Source organism: Rhodanobacter sp. Soil772 (genome assembly GCF_001428385.1).
Classification (GTDB): domain Bacteria; phylum Pseudomonadota; class Gammaproteobacteria; order Xanthomonadales; family Rhodanobacteraceae; genus Rhodanobacter.
The window spans coordinates 164,050-184,355 of record NZ_LMSK01000002.1 but is presented as its reverse complement, the minus strand read 5'-3'; the positions used below and the strand labels follow the sequence as shown (position 1 = coordinate 184,355).

21 protein-coding genes and 1 riboswitch are annotated in these 20,306 nt (G+C 66.9%); of the genes, 18 read left to right on the top strand and 3 right to left on the bottom strand.

The window, feature by feature from the left end; genetic code table 11:
* Positions 1-71: 71 nt before the first annotated feature.
* Both pyrF and ettA read right to left on the bottom strand, forming a co-directional pair.
* Positions 72-884 carry an orotidine-5'-phosphate decarboxylase gene (pyrF, locus tag ASG75_RS07605; RefSeq protein WP_056387437.1) on the bottom strand — a complete coding sequence of 271 codons (813 nt, stop codon included), beginning with the start codon at positions 882-884 and terminating at the stop codon, positions 72-74.
* Between the two features lie 196 nt (positions 885-1,080).
* A complete protein-coding gene (gene ettA / locus ASG75_RS07600; RefSeq protein WP_056387435.1) occupies positions 1,081-2,748 on the bottom strand; it encodes an energy-dependent translational throttle protein EttA in 1,668 nt (555 codons plus the stop codon).
* A gap of 186 nt (positions 2,749-2,934) precedes the next feature.
* Here ettA and glyA point away from each other — a divergent pair, with 186 nt between their 5' ends.
* From glyA to ASG75_RS07545, 11 genes are all read left to right on the top strand, one after another.
* A complete protein-coding gene (gene glyA, locus ASG75_RS07595; RefSeq protein ID WP_056387431.1) occupies positions 2,935-4,188 on the top strand; it encodes a serine hydroxymethyltransferase in 1,254 nt (417 codons plus the stop codon).
* A 106-nt stretch (positions 4,189-4,294) separates the two neighbouring features.
* The gene (gene nrdR / locus ASG75_RS07590; protein ID WP_056387429.1) at positions 4,295-4,807 is read left to right on the top strand and encodes a transcriptional regulator NrdR; all 513 of its coding nucleotides are present in this window, start codon (positions 4,295-4,297) and stop codon (positions 4,805-4,807) included.
* Positions 4,808-4,929: 122 nt separating this feature from the next.
* Positions 4,930-5,991, top strand: coding sequence for a bifunctional diaminohydroxyphosphoribosylaminopyrimidine deaminase/5-amino-6-(5-phosphoribosylamino)uracil reductase RibD (gene ribD / locus ASG75_RS07585; protein WP_056389134.1), 1,062 nt, complete (start codon positions 4,930-4,932; stop codon positions 5,989-5,991).
* Between the two features lie 110 nt (positions 5,992-6,101).
* Positions 6,102-6,270, top strand: a riboswitch (FMN riboswitch).
* A 130-nt stretch (positions 6,271-6,400) separates the two neighbouring features.
* Complete coding sequence (locus tag ASG75_RS07580) at positions 6,401-7,042, top strand: riboflavin synthase (RefSeq protein ID WP_056387425.1); 642 nt, start codon at positions 6,401-6,403, stop codon at positions 7,040-7,042.
* Positions 7,043-7,172: 130 nt separating this feature from the next.
* Entirely contained in the window at positions 7,173-8,264 is a 1,092-nt protein-coding gene (gene ribBA / locus ASG75_RS07575; protein WP_056387423.1) for a bifunctional 3,4-dihydroxy-2-butanone-4-phosphate synthase/GTP cyclohydrolase II, read from the top strand.
* A 78-nt stretch (positions 8,265-8,342) separates the two neighbouring features.
* Entirely contained in the window at positions 8,343-9,287 is a 945-nt protein-coding gene (ldcA, locus tag ASG75_RS07570; RefSeq protein ID WP_056387419.1) for a muramoyltetrapeptide carboxypeptidase, read from the top strand.
* A 111-nt stretch (positions 9,288-9,398) separates the two neighbouring features.
* The gene (gene ribE, locus ASG75_RS07565; RefSeq protein ID WP_056387417.1) at positions 9,399-9,863 is read left to right on the top strand and encodes a 6,7-dimethyl-8-ribityllumazine synthase; all 465 of its coding nucleotides are present in this window, start codon (positions 9,399-9,401) and stop codon (positions 9,861-9,863) included.
* Positions 9,860-10,306 carry a transcription antitermination factor NusB gene (nusB, locus tag ASG75_RS07560; protein ID WP_056387411.1) on the top strand — a complete coding sequence of 149 codons (447 nt, stop codon included), beginning with the start codon at positions 9,860-9,862 and terminating at the stop codon, positions 10,304-10,306. Before ribE ends, nusB begins: the two co-directional genes overlap by 4 nt.
* On the top strand, positions 10,306-10,848 hold the full coding sequence (locus ASG75_RS07555; RefSeq protein ID WP_056387408.1) for a GNAT family N-acetyltransferase: 543 nt from the start codon (positions 10,306-10,308) through the stop codon (positions 10,846-10,848). Before nusB ends, ASG75_RS07555 begins: the two co-directional genes overlap by 1 nt.
* Before the next feature lie 20 nt (positions 10,849-10,868).
* Positions 10,869-11,837 carry a thiamine-phosphate kinase gene (gene thiL, locus ASG75_RS07550; protein ID WP_056387405.1) on the top strand — a complete coding sequence of 323 codons (969 nt, stop codon included), beginning with the start codon at positions 10,869-10,871 and terminating at the stop codon, positions 11,835-11,837.
* On the top strand, positions 11,834-12,340 hold the full coding sequence (locus ASG75_RS07545; RefSeq protein ID WP_056387402.1) for a phosphatidylglycerophosphatase A: 507 nt from the start codon (positions 11,834-11,836) through the stop codon (positions 12,338-12,340). The genes thiL and ASG75_RS07545 overlap by 4 nt, the downstream gene beginning before the upstream one ends.
* Positions 12,341-12,345: 5 nt before the next feature.
* Here ASG75_RS07545 and ASG75_RS07540 read toward each other — a convergent pair whose 3' ends face one another.
* On the bottom strand, positions 12,346-13,359 hold the full coding sequence (locus tag ASG75_RS07540) for an NAD(P)-dependent alcohol dehydrogenase (RefSeq protein ID WP_056387399.1): 1,014 nt from the start codon (positions 13,357-13,359) through the stop codon (positions 12,346-12,348).
* 98 nt (positions 13,360-13,457) lie between these two features.
* On the opposite strand from ASG75_RS07540, the gene ASG75_RS07535 reads away from it, so the two are divergent.
* From ASG75_RS07535 to ASG75_RS07505, 7 genes are all read left to right on the top strand, one after another.
* Positions 13,458-14,432 carry an aldo/keto reductase gene (locus ASG75_RS07535; protein ID WP_056387395.1) on the top strand — a complete coding sequence of 325 codons (975 nt, stop codon included), beginning with the start codon at positions 13,458-13,460 and terminating at the stop codon, positions 14,430-14,432.
* 73 nt (positions 14,433-14,505) lie between these two features.
* Complete coding sequence (locus ASG75_RS07530; RefSeq protein ID WP_056387392.1) at positions 14,506-14,709, top strand: hemin uptake protein HemP; 204 nt, start codon at positions 14,506-14,508, stop codon at positions 14,707-14,709.
* A gap of 99 nt (positions 14,710-14,808) precedes the next feature.
* Positions 14,809-15,381, top strand: a complete 573-nt coding sequence (locus ASG75_RS07525; protein WP_056387389.1) for a hypothetical protein — start codon at positions 14,809-14,811, stop codon at positions 15,379-15,381.
* Positions 15,382-15,555: 174 nt separating this feature from the next.
* Positions 15,556-16,827 (top strand): efflux RND transporter periplasmic adaptor subunit, encoded by a 1,272-nt coding sequence (locus ASG75_RS07520; protein WP_056387388.1) that lies wholly within the window; start codon positions 15,556-15,558, stop codon positions 16,825-16,827.
* Between the two features lie 66 nt (positions 16,828-16,893).
* The gene (locus tag ASG75_RS07515; RefSeq protein WP_056387383.1) at positions 16,894-17,610 is read left to right on the top strand and encodes an ABC transporter ATP-binding protein; all 717 of its coding nucleotides are present in this window, start codon (positions 16,894-16,896) and stop codon (positions 17,608-17,610) included.
* A 138-nt stretch (positions 17,611-17,748) separates the two neighbouring features.
* Positions 17,749-19,059, top strand: coding sequence for an ABC transporter permease (locus tag ASG75_RS07510; protein ID WP_056387378.1), 1,311 nt, complete (start codon positions 17,749-17,751; stop codon positions 19,057-19,059).
* A 10-nt stretch (positions 19,060-19,069) separates the two neighbouring features.
* On the top strand, positions 19,070-20,302 hold the full coding sequence (locus ASG75_RS07505; RefSeq protein WP_056387375.1) for an FtsX-like permease family protein: 1,233 nt from the start codon (positions 19,070-19,072) through the stop codon (positions 20,300-20,302).
* Positions 20,303-20,306: the final 4 nt, after the last annotated feature.

Below are 20,306 nucleotides of genomic sequence, written 5' to 3'. Positions count from 1 at the left end.
ACGTCAATTCCGCCGCATGCCCTGCCGGAAGATGCCCAGTGGCGTGAGTCGTCGGCAGACGACGGCCGGGGTCAGCGGTAGCGGTTGATGGTGTCGCGCAATGCCTGCGCGGCAACGCGTGCAGCCGAAGCGAAATCCTCGCCGTGGCCGGCGTAGATGATGGCCCGTGACGAGCTGATCAGCAGGCCGTTGCCACTGGCAGTCTTGCCGTGCGCCAACACCGCTTCCACGTCGCCGCCCTGGGCGCCGATGCCGGGCACCAGCAGCGGCATCTCGCCGACCAGCGCGCGCACCTTGCCCAGTTCCTGCGGCCAGGTGGCACCGGTGACCAGCGCGCAGTTGCCATGACCGTTCCAGTCGCGGGCGATGGTCTCGGCCACGCGCAGATACAGCGGCTGGCCGCCGCAATCCAGCGCCTGGAAATCCGCGCCACCGGGATTGGACGTGCGGCAGAGCAGGATCACGCCCTTGTCGGCGCGGTCGAGGAACGGCTGGATCGAGTCGCGCCCGAGATACGGGTTCAGCGTCACCGCGTCGGCCTGGTAACGGTCGAACGCCTCGCGGGCGTAGTGCTGCGCCGTGCTGCCGATGTCGCCGCGCTTGGCGTCGAGGATCACCGGCACGCCGGGATGTTTCGTGTGGATGTGCGCGATCAATCGTTCCAGCGTGTCTTCGGCGCGCAGCGCGGCGAAGTGCGCGATCTGCGGCTTGAACGCGCAGACCAGGCCGGCGGTGGCGTCGACGATGGCGGCGCAAAAATCGAACACCGCGTCGGGCGCATCACGCAGGTGCGCGGGAAACTTCGCCGGTTCCGGATCGAGGCCGACGCAGACCAGCGAGTCGTGATTCTTCCAGGCTTGCTGCAGTGACTGCATGAAGTACATCGTGGTCTCCGGTGGAGAAGTGAGGGAAGGCCTCATTTCGTCGTTCCTGCGTTAAGCAGGAACCCAGTGTCTTTGGCCTTGAGGCGACGGAGTCACTGGATCCCAGCTTGCGCTGGGATGACGAGCCGGCAGTTTCCGGCGAATCGCCCCGGCCCGTTTCTCCGAATCACAAATCCCCAATCCCAAATCCCGGTCTTCAAGCCAGCTTCTTGTACTTCACGCGGTGCGGCCGTGCGCCTTCCTCGCCGAGGCGACGCTTCTTGTCGGCTTCGTATTCGTTGTAGTTGCCGGGGAAGAACTCCACGTGCGAGTCGCCCTCGAACGCGATGATGTGGGTGGCGATGCGGTCGAGGAACCAGCGGTCATGCGAAATCACGATCGCGCTGCCCGGGAATTCCAGCAACGCGTCTTCCAGCGCGCGCAGGGTTTCCACGTCCAGGTCGTTGGATGGCTCGTCGAGCAGCAGCACGTTGCCGCCCTGCAGCAGGGTCTTGGCCATGTGCAGGCGGCCGCGCTCGCCGCCGGACAGGCTGCCGACGATCTTCTGCTGGTCGGTGCCCTTGAAGTTGAAGCGGCCGATGTAGGCGCGCGACTGAATCTCGAAGTTGCCGATGGTGAGGATGTCCGAGCCGCCGGAGACTTCCTGCCACACGTTGTTCTTCGGATCGAGCGCGTCGCGCGACTGGTCCACGTACGCCAGCTTGGTGGTGTGGCCCAGCTTCACCTCGCCGGAGTCCGGCGTTTCCTTGCCCATGATCATCTTCATCAGGGTGGATTTGCCGGCGCCGTTCGGGCCGATCACGCCGATGATGGCGCCCGGCGGCACCTTGAACGACAGGTCCTCGATCAGCACGCGGTCGCCGAACGACTTGGTCACGTTCTTGAACTCGATCACCTCCTGGCCCAGGCGCTCGCCCGGCGGGATGAAGATCTCATTCGTTTCGTTGCGGCGCTGGTAGTCGACCGAGTTCAGTTCCTCGAAGCGGGCCAGGCGCGCCTTGCCCTTGGACTGGCGGCCCTTGGCGGCCGAGCGCACCCACTCCAGCTCCTTCGCGATCGCCTTCTGGCGCGATTTCTCGGTGTTGGCTTCCTGCTTCAGGCGGGCGTCTTTCTGCTCCAGCCATTCGGTGTAGTTGCCCTTCCACGGAATGCCGCGACCGCGGTCGAGTTCGAGGATCCACTCGGCGGCGTTGTCCAGGAAGTAACGGTCATGGGTGACGGCGACCACGGTGCCGGGGTAGTCGTGCAGGAACTGCTCCAGCCAGTCCACCGACTCGGCGTCCAGATGGTTGGTGGGTTCGTCCAGCAGCAGCATGTCGGGCTTGGACAGCAGCAGGCGGCACAGCGCCACGCGGCGCTTCTCGCCACCGGACAGCGGGCCGATGACCGCGTCCCACGGCGGCAGGCGCAACGCGTCGGCGGCCACTTCGAGCTGGCGCTCCAGCGCATGCGCGTCGTTGGCGGCGAGCAGGTTCTCCAGCTTTTCCTGTTCCTTCGCCAGTTTGTCGAAATCGGCACCGTCCTCGGCGTAGGCGGCGTACACCTCTTCCAGCCGCTTCTGCGCATCGAGGATGACCGAGACGCCTTCCTCGACCACTTCGCGCACAGTCTTTGCCGGGTTCAAGTCCGGCTCCTGCGCCAGGTAGCCGATCTTGGTGCCGGGCTGCGCGCGCGCTTCGCCCTGGAAGTCCTTGTCCACGCCGGCCATGATCCTCAGTACGGTGGACTTGCCCGCGCCGTTGACGCCGAGCAGGCCGATCTTGGCGCCGGGGAAGAAGCTGAGCGAGATGTCCTTGATGATCTGGCGCTTCGGCGGGACGATCTTGCTGACCCCGTTCATGGTGAAGATGTACTGCGAGCTCATGCAACCTCCGAAGGCGTGCGCCGCACCGCCTGCAGGGTCGGTACGGAAAGGAATTCATCAAACCGCGCATTATAGCGGCTTCTGGCACCCCGCCGATGCCATCCTCCGAACCGCCGTGCGGTGGCCGCAAACGCCCGGCGGCGCTACACTTTCCGGCTAATCCCGCCACTACCCGCCGAGGCCAGAATGTTCCCCAAGGACTGCACGATTGCCGGTTACGACGACGAACTGGCCCAGGCCATCGCCGATGAAGGCCAGCGCCAGGAAGATCACGTCGAGCTGATCGCCTCGGAGAACTACGCCAGCCCGCGGGTGATGGAAGCGCAGGGCTCCAAGCTCACCAACAAGTACGCCGAGGGTTATCCGGGCAAGCGCTACTACGGCGGCTGCGAGTACGTGGACGTCGCCGAGAAGCTGGCGATCGAGCGCTTGAAGCAGTTGTTCGACTGCGACTACGCCAACGTGCAGCCGCACTCGGGCTCGCAGGCCAACCAGGCCGTGTACCTGGCCTTGCTGCAGCCGGGCGACACCATCCTGGGCATGAGCCTGGCGCATGGCGGTCATCTCACCCACGGCGCCAAGGTCAACGTGTCCGGCAAGCTGTTCCACGCGGTGCAGTACGGCGTCGACGTCAACGGCCTGATCGACTACGACGAAGTGCAGCGCCTGGCCACCGAGCACCAGCCGAAGATGCTGGTCGGCGGTTTCAGCGCCTATTCGCAAGTGGTCGACTGGGCGCGCATGCGCCAGATCGCCGATTCGGTCGGCGCACTGTTCTTTGTCGACATGGCCCACGTCGCCGGGCTAGTGGCCGCCGGCGTGTACCCGAGCCCGCTGCCGCACGCGCACGTGGTCACCTCGACCACCCACAAGACCCTGCGCGGGCCGCGCGGCGGCATCATCGTGGCGAAGGGCGCGGGCGAGGAGATCGAGAAGAAGCTGCAGTCGATCGTGTTCCCCGGCATCCAGGGCGGCCCGCTGATGCACGTGATCGCGGCCAAGGCGGTGGCGTTCAAGGAAGCGCTGGAGCCGGCGTTCACCGCCTACCAGACCCAGGTGGTGAAGAACGCCAAGGCGATGGCGAAGACCTTCATGGCGCGCGGCTACAAGATCGTTTCCGGCGGCACCGAGAACCATCTGATGCTGGTCGACATGATCGGCAAGGAAGTGACCGGCAAGGCGGCGGAAGAGGCACTCGGCAAGGCGCACATCACGGTCAACAAGAACGCGGTGCCGAACGATCCGCGCAAGCCGTTCGTCACCTCCGGCCTGCGCGTAGGCACCCCGGCCGTCACCACCCGCGGCTACCTGGAAACGGACGTGACCGAGTTGGCGAACTGGATCTGCGACGTGCTGGATGCCCCGGGTGACGAGGCGGTGATTGCAAAGGTGCGCGATGCGGTGACGGCGCAGTGCAAGAAGTTCCCGGTGTATGGCTGAGATGCCGGGAATCGGGATTGGGGATTCGGGATTCGGAAGAACCCGGGTTCCCGCGAGCTTGTGCTTTTTCCGAATCCCGAATCCCGAATCCCGAATCTCGTAAAAGATGCATTGCCCCTTCTGCCAGCACGAAGACACCCGCGTGATCGACTCACGGCTCACTGAAGACGGTGCCAGCGTGCGTCGTCGGCGTGAGTGCGAGCAGTGCGGCGAGCGTTTCAACACCTACGAAACGGCGGAGTTGAAGCTGCCGACGATCGTGAAGAGCGGCGAGCGGCGCGAGGTGTTCGACGAGCGCAAGCTGCGGGTGAGTTTCGAGCGCGCACTGCAGAAGCGGCCGGTGGCCAGCAGCGACGTGGACAGCGCCGTGCGCACCATCGTCAACGACCTGCGCCGCAGCGGCGAGCGCGAGGTGCCGTCGCGCCAGCTCGGCGAACTGGTGATGCGCGAGCTGAAGAACCTCGACCAGGTCGCCTACGTGCGTTTCGCCTCGGTTTACCGCAAGTTCGAGGACGTGCACGCGTTCCGCGAGGAGATCGAGAAGCTGGAACGCGATCTGCCCGGACTGGCCGACTTGCAGTTGCCCTTGCTCGGCGGCGGCAAGCGTGAAGGCAAGTGACCTCACCGTAGGAGCGTGCCTGTGCGCGAAGGAAGCATGGCGATGATCTCGCAACGCGTATGCGCACACAGGGTGCGCTCCTGCCCGCGATGATGGATTTCTCCTCCGGTGACCACGGCCACATGGCGCACGCCCTGCGCCTGGCCGAACGCGGCCTGTACACCACCCAGCCGAACCCGCGCGTGGGTTGCGTGATCGTGCATGGCGACGAGGTGGTCGGCACGGGTTTCCACCAGCGCGCCGGTGAGCCGCATGCCGAGGTATATGCGCTGCGCGAAGCCGGCGAACGGGCGCGTGGCGCCACCGCCTATGTGACGCTGGAGCCCTGCGCGCACCATGGCCGCACGCCGCCTTGCGCCGATGCACTGGTTGCCGCCGGCGTGAAGCGCGTGGTGATCGCCGCCGAGGATCCGTTCCCGCAGGTTGCCGGCCGCGGGATCGGCAAGTTGCGCGACGCCGGGGTCATGGTCGATGTCGGCCTGATGCGCGAGGCCGCGCGCGAACTCAACATCGGCTTCTTCAGCCGGATCGAGCGCGGCCGTCCGTGGGTGCGGGTGAAACTGGCGATGAGCCTGGATGGCCGCACCGCGCTGGCCAGCGGCGAGTCGAAGTGGATCACCGGTGAGGCCGCGCGCGCCGACGTGCAGCGCTGGCGCGCGCGCAGCTCGGCGATCCTCAGCGGCAGCGGCACGGTGCTGACCGACGACCCGCGACTCACCGTGCGCCTGCCCGAAGGCGAGGCATTCGCGCCGCCGTTGCGCGTGATCCTCGACCGTCAGCTGCGCACGCCGGCCGGCAGCCACGTGCTGGACGGATCGGTGCCCACCCTGCTGCTGCATGGCACGGTGGCATCGTGCGCCGACGAGCGCTTCGCGCGGGTCGAGCGGATCGTGCTGGCGACACAAGGCGATGCCCTGGACTTGCGCGCGGTACTCGCCCTGCTGGCCGACCACGGTTGCAATGAAGTCCATGTCGAAGCCGGCCCGACCCTGTGCGGCGCGCTGTTCGCCGCCGGCCTGGTCGACGAATTGCTGCTCTACGTCGCGCCCCTGCTGCTCGGCGACGGCGCGCGCCCGCTGCTGCAACTGCCCACGCTCGACGACATGGCCCGGCGCTGGCAGCTGCAGGTGGTCGATCAGCGCATGCTGGGCGCAGACTGGCGGCTGCAACTGCGCCCGGCCTGATCCCGGTCAGGTGTGCGCGGCGGTGAACGCTGCATTCGCCGCCGCAGCACGCGAGCCGACGCCGCGGCGGTGCTAGACTTCGCCGGCCGGCGGTGCCGGTAAACATCACATAGCGTCTTCAGGGCGGGGTGAGATTCCCCACCGGCGGTAGGCCTTTCGAGGCGAGCCCGCGAGCGCTTCCGGCCATGCCGGAAGGTCAGCAGATCCGGTCGAATGCCGGAGCCGACGGTTGGAAACGGGTGACCGCTTCCTCACAGTCCGGATAAAGAGAAGACGGCAGGGCGGACGCTTCGCGGCGGACGTCTGGCCTCATGCCTTGGGGCGTTTTTCGCAGTTTTTGACGCGGGAAACGTTTCATGAAATCCATCGCCATCATGCAGTCCATCACCCTCCGTCCGGAGGTGCGCTGATGTTCACCGGCATCATCCAGTCCGTGGGCCGCATTGCGCGGCTCGAACCGCGCGGCGGCGACGTGCGGTTGGCCGTCGATACCGCCGACCTCGACCTTGCCGACGTGCAGCTGGGCGATTCGATCGCCGTGTCCGGCGTGTGCCTCACCGCGATCACGCTGGAGCCGCACGGCTTCAGTGCCGACGTCTCCAACGAGACGCTGTCGCTGACCTCGCTGGGCCAGCTCAAGCCTGGCGACCCGGTGAACCTGGAAAAGGCGCTGCGCCTGGCCGACCGGCTGGGCGGGCATCTGGTTTCCGGCCATGTCGACGGCCTTGGTAAGGTCGTATCGATCACCCCGGATGGGCGCTCGCAGCGCTGGACGTTCGAGGTGCCGGCCACAATTTCGCGCTACATCGCGGCGAAAGGTTCGGTGTGCATCGACGGCACCAGCCTCACCGTCAACGAAGTCGCCGGGCATCGCTTCGGCGTCAACCTGATCCCGCACACGGTCGAGCACACCGCGTTCAGTGCGCGCCGCGTGGGCGACGCGGTGAACATCGAAGTGGACGTGGTGGCGCGTTATATCGAGCGGCTGCTGTCCAGCGGCGAGACGCCGAGGCTGGACGAGGCGTTCCTGAAGCAGCACGGCTTTGCCTGAAAGCGAGAAGTGAGGGAAGAGGAGTGAGGAGCGAGAGAAAGCAACAGCGCGCGAGTTCTCTCTCACTTCTCACTCCTCTCCACTCACTCCTCGCTCCACCAAATCATCAAGACTTCCCGAGACTCACCCCATGCCTTTCAACACCATTCCCGAAATCCTCGAAGACATCCGCGCCGGCCGCATGGTCGTCATCCTCGACGACGAGGACCGCGAGAACGAAGGCGACCTGATCATGGCGGCGCAGATGGTGCGGCCGGAGGACGTCAACTTCATGGTGCGCGAGGCGCGCGGCCTGCTGTGTCTCACGCTCACCGAGCAGCGCACGCGCCAGCTCGGCCTGCGCCCGATGGTCAGCGACAACACCTCTGCCTACCACACCAACTTCACCGTCTCGATCGAGGCGGCCGAGGGCGTCACCACCGGCATCTCGGCGCACGACCGCGCGCGCACGGTCCAGGTGGCGGTGAAGTCCGACGCGAAGCCGCAGGACCTGTCGCAGCCGGGCCACATCTTCCCGCTCACCGCGCAACCCGGCGGCGTGCTGACCCGCGCCGGTCACACCGAGGCCGGCTGCGACTTGGCCGCGCTGGCCGGGCTGGAGCCTTCGGCGGTGCTGATCGAGATCTTGCACGAGGACGGCTCGATGGCGCGGCGGCCGGAGCTGGAGATCTTCGCGCAGAAGCATGGCCTGAAGATCGGCACCATCGCCGAGCTGATCCGCTACCGCCTGGAAACCGAGAAGACCGTGCAGCGCGTGCACGAGGAAGACGTGGACACCGAGTTCGGCCCGTTCCGCCTGGTCGCCTACCGCGACGCGATCCGCCGTGGCCTGCACTACGCGCTGGTGCGCGGCAAGGTCGGCGACGGCGCGCCGGTGCTGACCCGCGTGCACGTGCGCAATACGCTGTCCGACGTGCTGCACCTGAAGCGCGACGACCTCGGCCTCACCGTGACCTCGGCGCTGCGCCGCATCGCCGACGAGGATCGCGGCGTGCTGCTGGTGCTGTCCGGCGAGGACACCCCCGAGGCGCTGCTGGCCCGGCTCAACCGCCAGCCCAGCAAGCAGGCGCCGGAAGAGGCGCAGCAGCAGGAGTGGCGCCAGCTCGGTCTGGGCGCGCAGATCCTGGTCGACCTCGGCGTGCACCATCTGCGCGTGCTGGGCACGCCGCGCAAGATGGTGGGGCTGGGCGGGTTCGGGCTGGAAGTGGTGGAGTACGTGTAATCTCGCGCAGGGCATGAACGCGCCACGTCGCGGCCATGCCCTGCAAACCATACTTGAGCTTTCCCGATCACCACGAGCATGTCCGATACCGCCATCCGCCTGATTGCCCCTTCGGGTTACCCGCACGATCGCGCCGCGATGGCGCGCGGCGTGGCGCGGCTGCGCGAGGCCGGTTGCGGGCTGGACGGGCTGGAGGTGCTCGATCGCAGCGAGCAGCGTTATGCCGGCAGCGACGCGGAGCGGGCCGCCGACCTCAATGCGCTGGCCACGCGACATGAGTTGCCGGATATCGCGCTGGCGATCCGCGGCGGCTACGGCGCCACGCGCCTGCTGACGCAACTGCATTACGACGCCTTGCGCGAACGACTCGGCGGCAGCAGCACCATGCTGGTCGGCCACAGCGACTTCACCGCCCTGCAGCTGGCGCTGCATGCGAAGAGCGGCCTGTGCACGTTCAGCGGCCCGATGCTGGGCGCCGATTTCGGCGCCGAGACGCTCAGCGAATTCACCTGGCGGCATTTCTGGGACACCGTGCGTTCCCCTTCGGTGCAAGTCGAGTGGGCCACCGCGTCCGACGCCGAGCTCGACGTCGAGGGCCCGCTGTGGGGCGGCAACCTGGCCGTGCTGTGCAGCCTGATCGGCACGCCGTATTTCCCCGGCGCCGATGGTTGCGGGATCGACGGCGGCATCCTGTTTGTCGAGGACGTCGGCGAGCCGCCGTTCCGGATCGAGCGGATGCTGTACCAGTTGCACCTGTCCGGCGTGCTGGGGCGCCAGCGTGCGCTGCTGCTGGGCCATTTCAGCCAGTGCCGACCCAGCGGCTACGACAACGGCTACGACCTGGTCGACAGCTTTGCGCAGATCCGCCGCGCCAGCGCGATGCCGGTGATCGACGGCCTGCCGATCGGCCACGAGCCGGACAAGTTCACCCTGCCGTTCGGCGCGCCGGCACGGCTGCAGGTCGCTGGCGGCAGGGCGCAGCTGTCTTTCAGCGGCTATCCGCATTTGCCGCCGCCGCACTGACGCCTGGCTTCCCCTGCGAGCGGGGGAGGGAGCCCAAGCGAGCAGGCGGGCGGGCAAACCCGTAAAATGGCCGATCTGCATGGGCCGCGCGTCCAACCAAGGAAATCCGCAATGAAGATCATCGAAGGCGACTTCGCCACGCCGAAAGGCCGTTTTGCCATCGTCGCCGGCCGTTTCAACGGCTTCGTCGTGGAGCCGCTGGTGGCCGGAGCGCGTGACGCGCTGGTGCGCCACGGCGTGAAGGACGACGCGATCGAACTGGTCCGCGTGCCGGGCGCGTGGGAGATCGCGCTGGCCGCGCACAAGCTGGCCAACTCCGGCAAGTACGCCGCGGTGATCGCGCTGGGCGCGGTGATCCGCGGTTCCACGCCGCACTTCGACTACGTCGCCGGCGAATGCGCCAAGGGCCTGGCCCAGGCCGCCTACAGCTCCGGCGTGCCGGTGGCGTTCGGCGTGCTGACTACCGACAGCATCGAGCAGGCGATCGAGCGCGCGGGCACCAAGGCCGGCAACAAGGGCGCCGACGCCGCGGTCGCCGCGCTGGAAATGGTTAACCTGTACGGCAAACTGGCATGAGCCAGCATCCGCAGGGCCTCGACATGCAGGCGCGTTCGCGTGCCCGCCGCCGTGCGCTGCAGGCGCTGTACGCGTGGCAGCTCAGCGGCAGCCACATGAATGCGGTGATCGAGCAGTTCCGCCATGAGCAGGACATGGAAGTGGCCGACCTCGAATACTTCGAGGACCTGCTGCACGGCGTGGAGAAGAACGTCGAGGCGCTCGACGAATGCCTGCGCCCGCACATCGACCGCGAGGTGGCGCAGATCGATCCGATCGAGCGCGCCGCGTTGCGGCTGGCCGCGTACGAGCTGAAATTCCGTCCGGACGTGCCGTACCGGGTGGTCATCAACGAAGCGATCGAGGTCACCAAGCGCTTCGGCGCCGACCACGGCCACAGCTACGTCAACGGCGTGCTGGACAAGCTGGCCGGCGAACTGCGCGCGGTCGAGAAGCGCGGCTGATGCCTGGCACCGCGGGGTCGCCGGGCGGACAGGTGCCGGAAATCGAGACCGCGCGGTTGCGCCTGCGCGCGCACCAGACCGGCGATCACCCCACCTGCACGGCGATCTGGTCGCACCCCGAGGTCATCCGCCACATCGGCGGTCGCCCGTTCACTGCCGAGGAAGTGTGGAAGCGCCTGCTGCAGTATCGCGGGCTGTGGAGCCTGCTCGGCTACGGTTACTGGGCCATCGAGGAGAAGGCCAGCGGCCGCTACGTCGGCGACGTCGGTTTCGCTGATTTCGCGCGCGAACTGCAGCCCTCGCTGCGGGGCATGCTGGAGTGCGGCTGGGTATTGGCGCCGCAGGCGCACGGCCACGGCTATGCGAGCGAGGCGGTGGCGGCGATCACGGCCTGGGCCGAGGCGCAGCTTCCCGAACGGCGCGTGGTGTGCATCATCGCGCCGGAAAACCAGGCGTCGATCCGGGTCGCGGAGAAGGCCGGCTTCCACCTGTGGCAGCCGTCGACCTACCACGACAGTCCCACCCTCGTGTTCAGCCGCTGACCTTGCATTGGGGTTCCCCGATGGAATTCGACCTGATCGACCTGATCCGCCAGCACACCGCGCAGCCGCGCGACGACGTGCGCATCGGCATCGGTGACGACGCCGCGGTGCTGGCGCCGCCGCCGGGGAAAGAGCTCGCGGTGGCGATCGACACCCTGGTCGAGGGCGTGCACTTTCCCCCCGGTACCGCAGCCGCCGACATCGGCTGGAAGGCGCTGGCGGTGAATCTGTCCGACCTCGCGGCGATGGGTGCCAGCCCGGCCTGGGCATTGCTGGCGCTGACCTTGCCCAGCGCGGACGCAGCCTTCGTCGAGGGTTTTGCCGAAGGCTTCGCGAAGCTGGCGCAGCCGCATCGGCTGGCCCTGGTCGGCGGCGACACCACTCGCGGGCCGTTGACGATCAGCGTGGCCGTGCACGGCTTCGTGCCACCGGGCCAGGCGCTCGCCCGCGCCGGCGCACGGGTCGGCGATGCGGTGCTGGTCACCGGCACGCTGGGCGACGCGGCCGCCGGCTTGCATGCCTTGCAACATCCGCCGCGCGAAGACGACGGCCGCGCCGGACTGCGCGGTTTCCTGATCGAACGGTTGAACCGGCCGACGCCGCGACTGGCGGTCGGCACGGCGCTGCGCGGGCAGGCCACGGCCTGCGTCGACGTTTCCGACGGCCTGCTCGCCGATCTCGGCCACATCTGCACCGCCAGCGGCGTCGCTGCGGAGATCGAGGCCGCCTTGCTGCCGCGCTCGTCGGCGCTGCTGGAGCTGTACGACGACACCACCGCGCTGCACTTCGCGCTGAGCGGCGGCGACGACTACGAACTGTGCTTCACCGTGCCGGCCGCTCGCCTGGCCGAAGTGCAGGCCGGCCTGGCCCGGCTTGGCTGCGGCGCCACGAAGATCGGCCGCATCGTGGAAGGCGAAGGCGTGCGCGTGCATGCGGCCGATGGTGCATGGCTGGCCACGGATCGACCGGGTTGGGAGCATTTCGCGTGAGTGCAAAGAAGAACCTCAGTGCAGAGCAGCGGCGCGCCCTGCTGGCCACGCCGGCCGGTTGGCTGGCCTGCGGTTTCGGCTCGGGCCTGGCGACGGTAGCGCAGGGCACGTTTGGTTCGCTGGCCGCGCTGCTGCCGTGGCTGCTGCTGCGCGAACTGCCGTTGCCGATCTATCTGGCGGTGTTGCTGATCGGTTTTGGCGTGGGCGTGTGGGCGTGCAACGTGGCCAGCCGCGCGCTGGGCGTGGCCGACCACCGCAGCCTGGTGTGGGACGAATTCATCGGCCAGTGGATCGCCCTGCTGCCACTATTGGCGATGCCCGCGCCGCGGTGGGCGATCGCCGCCGGCTTCGTGCTGTTCCGCCTGTTCGACGTGTGGAAGCCGTGGCCGATCAGCTGGCTGGACCGGCGCGTGAAGGGCGGCATGGGCGTGATGATCGACGACGTGGTCGCCGGTGTCTTCGCCGCGATCGTGCTGGCGCTGGGGCTGCACCTGCTTCGGTAAGCGCCTCAGCTGCCGGCCTGCAGCACGATGCGGTAGCGTGCCTTGCCGTCGGCAAGATGCTGCAGCGCCTCGTTGACGTTCGCCATCGGGAACATCTCGATCTGTGGGCGGATGTCGTGGCGGGCGGCGAAATCCAGCATGCGGGCGATGTCGACCGGCGAGCCGGTGGGCGAGCCGGAGACTTCGCGCTGCCTGCCGATCAGGCTGAACGCTGGCACCGGGATCGGTTCCAGCACCGCGCCGACCACGTGCATGCGCCCCTTCGGCGCGAGAGTGTTGAGCAGGGCGTTCCAGTCCATCGGCACGTTGACGGTGACAAGCAGCAGGTCGAGCGAGCCGGCGATCGCCTTGATCGCGGCGCTGTCGCGGCTGGCGACCACGTGGTGCGCGCCGAAGCTGCGCGCCTCGTCGGCCTTGGCCGCGGTGGAGGAGAACGCGGTGACCTCGCAGCCCCACGCGGCGGCGAATTTCACCGCCATGTGGCCGAGCCCGCCGATACCGACCACGCCGACTCGCGCGGTCGGCTTGATGTCGTAGGCGAGGAAGGGTTTCAGCACGGTGATGCCGCCGCACAGCAGCGGGCCGGCGCTGGCCAGGTCGATGCCCTCGGGCAGCGGGATCGTCCACGCCCAGTGCGCGCGCAGCTTGTCGGCGAAGCCGCCGTGATGGCCGCCGATGGTCGCCACCGATTGCACGCACAGGTTCTGGTCGCCGGACAGGCATGGGCGGCAGTGCATGCAGCTTTCGGCGGTCCAGCCGATGCCGACGCGCTGGCCCACGCTGAGCCCCTTCGCCTGCGCGCCCAGCGCGGTGACCCGGCCGACCACTTCGTGGCCGGGGATGAACGGGTAGCGCGCATTGCCCCATTCGTTGTTGATCATCGACAGGTCGGAGTGACAGATGCCGCAGTAGTCGACGGCCACCTCGACTTCCTCGGCGCCCAGTTCGCCCACGTCGAACGTGGCCAGTTTCAGCGGTTGGCCGGCCGCGCTGGCGGCCCAGCCCGTGATCGAGGACATGGCGAACTCCTGTGGTGGGGAAACCACAAGATTACGCCGTTGTGTCGCGCGCGTGGATTGGACATGCTGGCGGTCTTTCCCGTCACAGGAGCGTCCCCATGCTTTACCGTCGCCTAGGCACCTCCGGCCTGCAACTTTCCGCGCTGTCGTTCGGCGCCTGGGTCACCTTCGGCAAGCAGGTCGGGCGCGCGCAGGCACGCGAACTGCTGGCGCTGGCGCACGATCGCGGGGTGAACTTCTTCGACAACGCCGAGACCTACAACAACGGCGTGGCCGAGCAGGTGATGGGCGACGTGCTGGCCGACCTGCGCTTCCCGCGCGACAGCTACTGCGTCTCCAGCAAGGTGTTCTTCGGCGCGTATGACAAGCCGCTGCCGACCCAGCGCGGGCTGTCGCGCAAGCACGTGATGGAAGCCTGCCATCAGGCGCTGCAGCGCCTGCGCGTGGATTATCTGGACCTGTACTTCTGCCATCGCCCCGATCCGGATACGCCGATCGCCGAAACCGTGGCGGCGATGGACACGCTGATCCGCCAGGGCAAGGTGCTGTACTGGGGCACCAGCGAATGGCCGGCCGAGGCGATCCACGAAGCGCACAAGATCGCCCGCGAGAATCACCTGGCCGCGCCGGTGATGGAGCAGCCGCAGTACAACCTGCTGCACCGCGAGCGGGTCGAAGTGGAGTACGCGCCGCTGTACGAGGCCTACGGCATGGGCACCACGATCTGGTCGCCGCTGGCGTCGGGCCTGCTCAGCGGCAAGTACAACGACGGTGTGCCGGCCGACTCGCGGCTGGCCCAGCCCGGCTACGAGTGGTTGCGCGAAGGCGTGCTGGGCCACGGCGACGAACGCCTCGGCAAGGTGCGCGCGCTGCAGCCGATCGCTGCCGAACTGGGTACCAGCCTGGCGCAGCTGGCGATCGCCTGGTGTCTGCTCAATCCGCACGTCTCCACGGTGATGCTCGGCGCCAGCAAGCGCGAGCAGCTGGAGCAGAACCTGGACGCGCTGGAACTGCTGCCGCGGCTGGACGCGGCGGTGGCACAGCGGATCCGACAGGTCGTCGAGGCAGGTTGAAGAAGGAGGGTGGTTGACAGTTAAATGAGAATCATTATCATCAATAACGTCGCCGCTTCCTCCGGATATTCCGATGCCTGTCCTGTCCTTGCACCAACTGCCGTCGTCACGCGCGATCCCGCGGCCGGCTTTGTCGTCGCCGACTCCAGCCCCGGCGGCCAGGCGTGTCTCCAGCCATGCGCTGCTGGAAGGTGAGCGCGAACTGGTGATCCAGCACCAGGGCAGCGAATACCACCTGCGCCTGACCCGCAACGACAAGCTGATCCTGACCAAGTAATTCGCCGCCGCCTGCGCATCGCGGGCGGCGGTTGTTCCCCCGCCTCAGCCAGTGCGCTCTTCGCGGACGCCAGCCGGGCTGCAATGCCGGAGGTGATCGATGTTCGTTTCGCTGGTACATCGGCTGCAGGACTTGCGCCTGCAAGCTGCCACCGCGTCCGTGAGCCGGCGTGGCCTGCGCATGACGCCGGCACGGCTGATCGCCGGCTTGCCGGCGCTGGGCAGCGTGCTCTACGTGCCGATGCGGCCAGGCGGTTCGACGGTGCGGGAGCTGCCGCGCGGTTTGCTGGTCGAGGCGATGCAGTTGGTGCCGCTGCTGCAGACGCGTTGGTTGATGGCGGCCAGCATGATCACGGTCGAAGGCCCGCGCGAGTGGATCGAGTGCATGGACCGGGAAGGCCGCGCCTGTACCCGGCTGCACCTGTTGCCGGATACCGACTACCTGGCCTGGGATCGTCTGCTTGCCGGCGGCGAACCGATGCCCGCGTCGAAGCCCGCACGCTGGTTGCGCCCGGCCAGCGCACAGGTGCTGCGCTTCCACACGCGGCGGCTGGCTGGCCTGGACGTGCTCGGTGCCGAAGCCACTGCCGCGGTATCGCCGCTGAGCCGGCAACTGGCCGGCCGGATTGCGCACGCCGAGACGGTGCCGCTGCAGCCGATGGGCGGCGGTTGAGCGCGCGTCCGCCGTTCGTCCGGTTGTCCGTACAGTGTCCGCGGACACTGCACGGACCGGATGCATGCGCCTCAAGCCGTTGAAAGGTATGTGATAACCAAGCCGTTCCCGAGTGGCACATGGATTGCAATGACCCTTGTGCAACCGCGCTGTACGCGGTCAGGAACGGCATCGATGATCCGCGACACTTCCGCACAAGACCGCCTGGTCGAGGTCAAACCCAACCGCAAGCGCCAGCTGATTCTGCTTGGCGCCGGCGTACTCGTGCTGGCGCTGCTGGCCTGGCTGGCGCCGGGCATCGGCCGGCTGTTTTCGGCGTCCGAATCGGTCAGCAGTTCGCGGCTGGCCTTTGCCACCGTCGAACGCGGCCCGTTCGTGCGCGACATCGCCGCCGAAGGCAAGGTGGTGGCGGCGGTCAGCCCCACCTTGTACGCCACCTCCGGCGGCGCGGTGACGCTGCAGGTGCATGCCGGCGACACGGTGAAGATCGGCCAGGTGCTGGCCACCATCGTCAGCCCGGAGCTGACCAACAAGCTGGCGCAGGAACAGAGCAACGCCGACGCGATGGAAGTGGAATACCGGCGCGCGCAGATCGACGCGCGCAAGCAGCGTTCCGCGCTGCAGGAAACCTACGACAACGCCACCATCGACCAGACCACCGCCGAGCGCAACCTCGACCGTTACCAGAAGGCGTATGCCAAGGGCGCGGTGTCCAACATGGACGTGGACAAGGCCAAGGACGCGCTGGACAAGGCGAAAATCGCCACCACGCATGCCAAGGCCAACCTCGGCCTCGACAACGACAGTCTCAGCTTCGACATCCAGTCGAAGAAGCTCGCGCACGAGCGCCAGCTGTTGCTGGTGAAGGACCTGCAGCGCCAAGTCGACGACCTCAACGTGAAGTCGCCGGTGGACGGCCAGGTCGGCCAGCTGTTCATCGCCGAGCGCGCCACCGTGGCCAAGGACGCGCAGCTGCTCAGCGTGATCGACCTGTCCGCGCTGCAGGTGGAGATGCAGGTGCCGGAAAGTTTCGCCCGCGACCTCGGCATCGGCATGGCCGGCGAGATCAGCGGCAACGGTCACACCTGGAAGGGCTTGGTCAGTGCGATCTCGCCGGAAGTGGTCAACGGCCAGGTCGCCGCGCGGCTGCGCTTCGAGGGCGAGACGCCGAAGCAGCTGCGGCAGAACCAGCGCCTGTCGGTGCGCGTGCTGCTGGACAAGCGCGACAACGTGCTGACCGTGCAGCGCGGCTCGTTCGTCGACGAATCCGGCGGCAGCTATGCCTATCTGGTGCGCGACGGCATCGCCAAGAAAACCCCGATCCGCGTCGGCGCCTCCAGCATCGACAAGGTGGAGATCCTCGACGGCCTGAAGGAAGGCGACCGCATCGTGATCTCCGGCACCGACAGCTTCAAGGGCGCGGCGACTGTCGCGATCAGCAACTGACGATTTTCTCCCTCCCCTGCGAGCAGGGGGAGGCGCAGACACCATCACCACCACCGAGGAACAACCATGCTGAAGATGACCCACCTGTCCAAGGTCTACCGCACCGAAGTGGTGGAGACCTATGCGCTGCGCGATTTCAACATCGACGTGAAAGAGGGCGAGTTCGTTGCCGTCACCGGCCCGTCCGGTTCCGGCAAGACCACCTTCCTGACCATCGCCGGCCTGCTGGAAACCTTCAGTGGTGGCGAGTACCACCTGGACGGCATCGAGGTGAGCAACCTCAACGACAACGCACGCTCGAAGATCCGCAACGAGAAGATCGGCTTCATCTTCCAGGCGTTCAACCTGATTCCCGACCTCAACGTGTTCGACAACATCGAAGTGCCGTTGCGCTACCGCGGCATGAAGGCGGCCGAGCGCAAGCAGCGCATCATGGATTCGCTGGAGCGCGTGGGCCTGGCCTCGCGCGCCAAGCACTACCCGGCCGAACTCTCCGGCGGCCAGCAGCAGCGCGTGGCGATCGCCCGCGCGCTGGCCGGCTCGCCGCGCCTGCTGCTGGCGGACGAACCGACCGGCAACCTGGACACGCAGATGGCGCGCAGCGTGCTCGAACTGCTGGAAGACATCCATCGCGAAGGCGCCACCATCGTGATGGTCACGCATGACCCGGAGCTGGCCGCGCGTGCCCAGCGCAACGTGCACATCATCGACGGCCAGGTGGTGGATCTGTCGGAAGACCCGCGCTTCCACACCGTGCATGCCGTTGACGAAGCCCACGGCTGAACGGCCGGGATAACCACCAGACATTCGTCTGTTGAAAGCCGGGATTCGGGATTGGGGATTGGTTGAGAGCACCAGCTCGCGAGACCGCCGCTTTTCCGAATCCCGAATCCCCCAACCCCGAATCCCGGAACTCCAAGCATGTTCGCCTACTATGTCCAACTCGGTCTTCGCAGCCTGCGTCGCAATCCGGCGCTGACCGCGTTGATGGTGATGGCGATCGGTTTTGGCGTGGCCGCGTCGATGATCACCTGGTCGGTGTTCCGCGCGGTGTCGGGCGATCCGATCCCGGATAAATCGACGCAGTTGTTCATCCCGCAGATCGACGGCTGGGGGCCGCAGCAAAATCTCAAGGGCGAGCCACCGGATGCGCTGAATTACGCGGATGCCATGGCGCTGATGCATGCGCACCGGGCCGTGCGGCAGACCCTGCTCTACCCGGTGCGGCTGTCGGTGTTGCCGGAAGGTAACCGCAGCCTGCCGGTGGCGGCCAGGGGCTATGCGGTATACGGCGATTTCTTTCCGATGTTCGAGGTGCCGTTCCTGTACGGCGGCGGCTGGAATGCAGCGGACGACGAGAGTCGTGGTGCCGTGGTGGTACTTGGCGCGGAATTCAACCGGAAACTTTTCGGTGATGTCGACAGTGTAGGCCGCGAAATCACCTTGGGTGGACACCTCTATCGCATCGTCGGCGTGACGCGCCAATGGAACCCGACACCTCGCTTCTTCGACTTGTTCAGCAGCAGCGGTTTCGCCGATGCCATGGACTTCTACCTGCCGTTCACCCGCGCACTGGATCTGCAGATCGCAAGCGCAGGCAGCAACAGTTGCCGGGGAAAACTGGATTTAACCGGCTGGGACAGCTGGTTGCAAGGCAACTGCGTGTGGGTCACGCCGTGGGTGGAGCTGGGCAGCTCGGCGGATGTCGCGCGTTATCGACGGTTCCTCGAAGACTATGCCGCGGATCAGCAGCGGGCGGGACGCTTCGGCTGGGCGCCCAATGTGCGTTTGCGCAACGTGGCGCAATGGCTCGACTACCAGCGTGTGGTACCGCAGGAGAGTCGTATTTCGCTGATGGTCTCGCTGGGTTTCTTCGTGATCTGCCTGATCAACACCACCGGCCTGTTGCTGGCCAAGTTCATGCGTCGTGCCGGCGAGATTGGCGTGCGGCGTTCGCTGGGCGCCTCGCGTCGGGAAATCTACGCGCAGTACCTGATTGAGGCGGCGATGGTCGGGTTGGCCGGTGGCGTGCTGGGGCTGGTATTCACTGTTCTTGGCGTGTCCGGCGTGGGCGTCCTTTTCCGGCCGCAGATAGCACGGCTGGCACACGTGGATATGTCACTGGTGGGACTGACGATGGCGGTCGCCATCCTTGCCACCCTGGCAGCGGCATTCTATCCGGCCTGGCGCGCGGCGCAGGTGCAGCCGGCCTGGCAATTGAAATCCAACTGAGGCGACGGCGATGCAGATCAAGCCCATTCTCGCCGCGCTGCGTCACCACAAGGCCGGCACCATACTGGTCGCGCTGCAAATTGCACTGACCCTGGCGATCGTGTGCAACGCGCTGTTCATCATCCGGCAGCGACTTGTGCACTTGTCCGAGCCAAGCGGTGTGGATGAAGCCAGCCTGTTCGTGATCTACAACGGATGGGCAGACCAGGCAGCCACGATGCAGTTCGATGCCCAGGTCCGAACTGATCTTGCCGCGCTGCGGCAATTGCCAAGTGTGCGCAATGCGGCTCCAGCCAGTTCGTGCCCGCTATGCGGCGACGGCGACGACGTACCGGTCATGCTCGCGCCGGATCAGACCCAGTGGATTGCCGATCCGGCGATGTATGCAGGTGATGAACAGCTGCTCGATACGCTGGGAGTGAAGCTGGTCGCTGGTCGCAACTTCCGCGCCGACGAAATCGGCAAGATGGGCTCGCGTGATTTCACTGTTCCCCCCGTGGTCATCGTGAGCAGGACCCTGGCCGACCGCCTGTTTCCGCGCGGGGAGGCCCTGGGCAAGCCGATCTACATGATGAGCAACACGCCGAGCACCATCATCGGCATCGTCGATCGCCTGCAAAGGCAGAACGTTGGTGGCTGGACGAGGCCATATGCCTACCAGTCCATGTTGTGGCCGATGCGCCCGGTTTCGTCACAGGGGCTGTACTACATAGTTCGCGCCAAACCGGGCCAGCTGGCTGCCGCCATGCGTGAGGCGCCGAAGGCGCTGTATGCGGAAGACCGCATGCGCATCATCGACCCGGAACACGGCACGCTGAGCTTCGCCGAGGTGCGTCGGCGCATCTATGACAGCGACCTCGGCATGGCGATCCTGATGGGCCTCATCAGCGTGGTGCTGCTGGCGATCACCGCCGCCGGCATCGTCGGCTTGACCAGCTTCTGGGTCGGCCAGCGGCGCAAGCAGATCGGCGTGCGCCGCGCGCTGGGCGCCACGCGGCGCGACATCCTCGGTTATTTCCTCACCGAGAACCTGCTGATCGGCCTCGGCGGGGTACTGGTGGGAACGGTGCTGGCGATTGGCATCAACCTGTGGATGGTCACCCAGTTCGAAATGGCGCGATTGTCGCTGGCCTATGTGATGACCGGCGTGGTCGCCCTGCTGCTGCTTGGCCAGGGTGCGGTACTGGGGCCTGCGCTGCGCGCTTCACGCGTGTCGCCGGTGGAGGCGACACGTTCGGTGTGATTTT

Excerpts from the sequence above, each read along its gene's own strand:
- pyrF (WP_056387437.1), bottom strand. The coding sequence starts at position 884 with ATGTACTTCATGCAGTCACTGCAGCAAGCCTGGAAGAATCACGACTCG.
- ettA (WP_056387435.1), bottom strand. The coding sequence starts at position 2,748 with ATGAGCTCGCAGTACATCTTCACCATGAACGGGGTCAGCAAGATCGTC.
- glyA (WP_056387431.1), top strand. The coding sequence starts at position 2,935 with ATGTTCCCCAAGGACTGCACGATTGCCGGTTACGACGACGAACTGGCC.
- nrdR (WP_056387429.1), top strand. The coding sequence starts at position 4,295 with ATGCATTGCCCCTTCTGCCAGCACGAAGACACCCGCGTGATCGACTCA.
- ribD (WP_056389134.1), top strand. The coding sequence starts at position 4,930 with ATGGCGCACGCCCTGCGCCTGGCCGAACGCGGCCTGTACACCACCCAG.
- ASG75_RS07580 (WP_056387425.1), top strand. The coding sequence starts at position 6,401 with ATGTTCACCGGCATCATCCAGTCCGTGGGCCGCATTGCGCGGCTCGAA.
- ribBA (WP_056387423.1), top strand. The coding sequence starts at position 7,173 with ATGCCTTTCAACACCATTCCCGAAATCCTCGAAGACATCCGCGCCGGC.
- ldcA (WP_056387419.1), top strand. The coding sequence starts at position 8,343 with ATGTCCGATACCGCCATCCGCCTGATTGCCCCTTCGGGTTACCCGCAC.
- ribE (WP_056387417.1), top strand. The coding sequence starts at position 9,399 with ATGAAGATCATCGAAGGCGACTTCGCCACGCCGAAAGGCCGTTTTGCC.
- nusB (WP_056387411.1), top strand. The coding sequence starts at position 9,860 with ATGAGCCAGCATCCGCAGGGCCTCGACATGCAGGCGCGTTCGCGTGCC.
- ASG75_RS07555 (WP_056387408.1), top strand. The coding sequence starts at position 10,306 with ATGCCTGGCACCGCGGGGTCGCCGGGCGGACAGGTGCCGGAAATCGAG.
- thiL (WP_056387405.1), top strand. The coding sequence starts at position 10,869 with ATGGAATTCGACCTGATCGACCTGATCCGCCAGCACACCGCGCAGCCG.
- ASG75_RS07540 (WP_056387399.1), bottom strand. The coding sequence starts at position 13,359 with ATGTCCTCGATCACGGGCTGGGCCGCCAGCGCGGCCGGCCAACCGCTG.
- ASG75_RS07535 (WP_056387395.1), top strand. The coding sequence starts at position 13,458 with ATGCTTTACCGTCGCCTAGGCACCTCCGGCCTGCAACTTTCCGCGCTG.
- ASG75_RS07530 (WP_056387392.1), top strand. The coding sequence starts at position 14,506 with ATGCCTGTCCTGTCCTTGCACCAACTGCCGTCGTCACGCGCGATCCCG.
- ASG75_RS07525 (WP_056387389.1), top strand. The coding sequence starts at position 14,809 with ATGTTCGTTTCGCTGGTACATCGGCTGCAGGACTTGCGCCTGCAAGCT.
- ASG75_RS07520 (WP_056387388.1), top strand. The coding sequence starts at position 15,556 with ATGATCCGCGACACTTCCGCACAAGACCGCCTGGTCGAGGTCAAACCC.
- ASG75_RS07515 (WP_056387383.1), top strand. The coding sequence starts at position 16,894 with ATGCTGAAGATGACCCACCTGTCCAAGGTCTACCGCACCGAAGTGGTG.
- ASG75_RS07510 (WP_056387378.1), top strand. The coding sequence starts at position 17,749 with ATGTTCGCCTACTATGTCCAACTCGGTCTTCGCAGCCTGCGTCGCAAT.
- ASG75_RS07505 (WP_056387375.1), top strand. The coding sequence starts at position 19,070 with ATGCAGATCAAGCCCATTCTCGCCGCGCTGCGTCACCACAAGGCCGGC.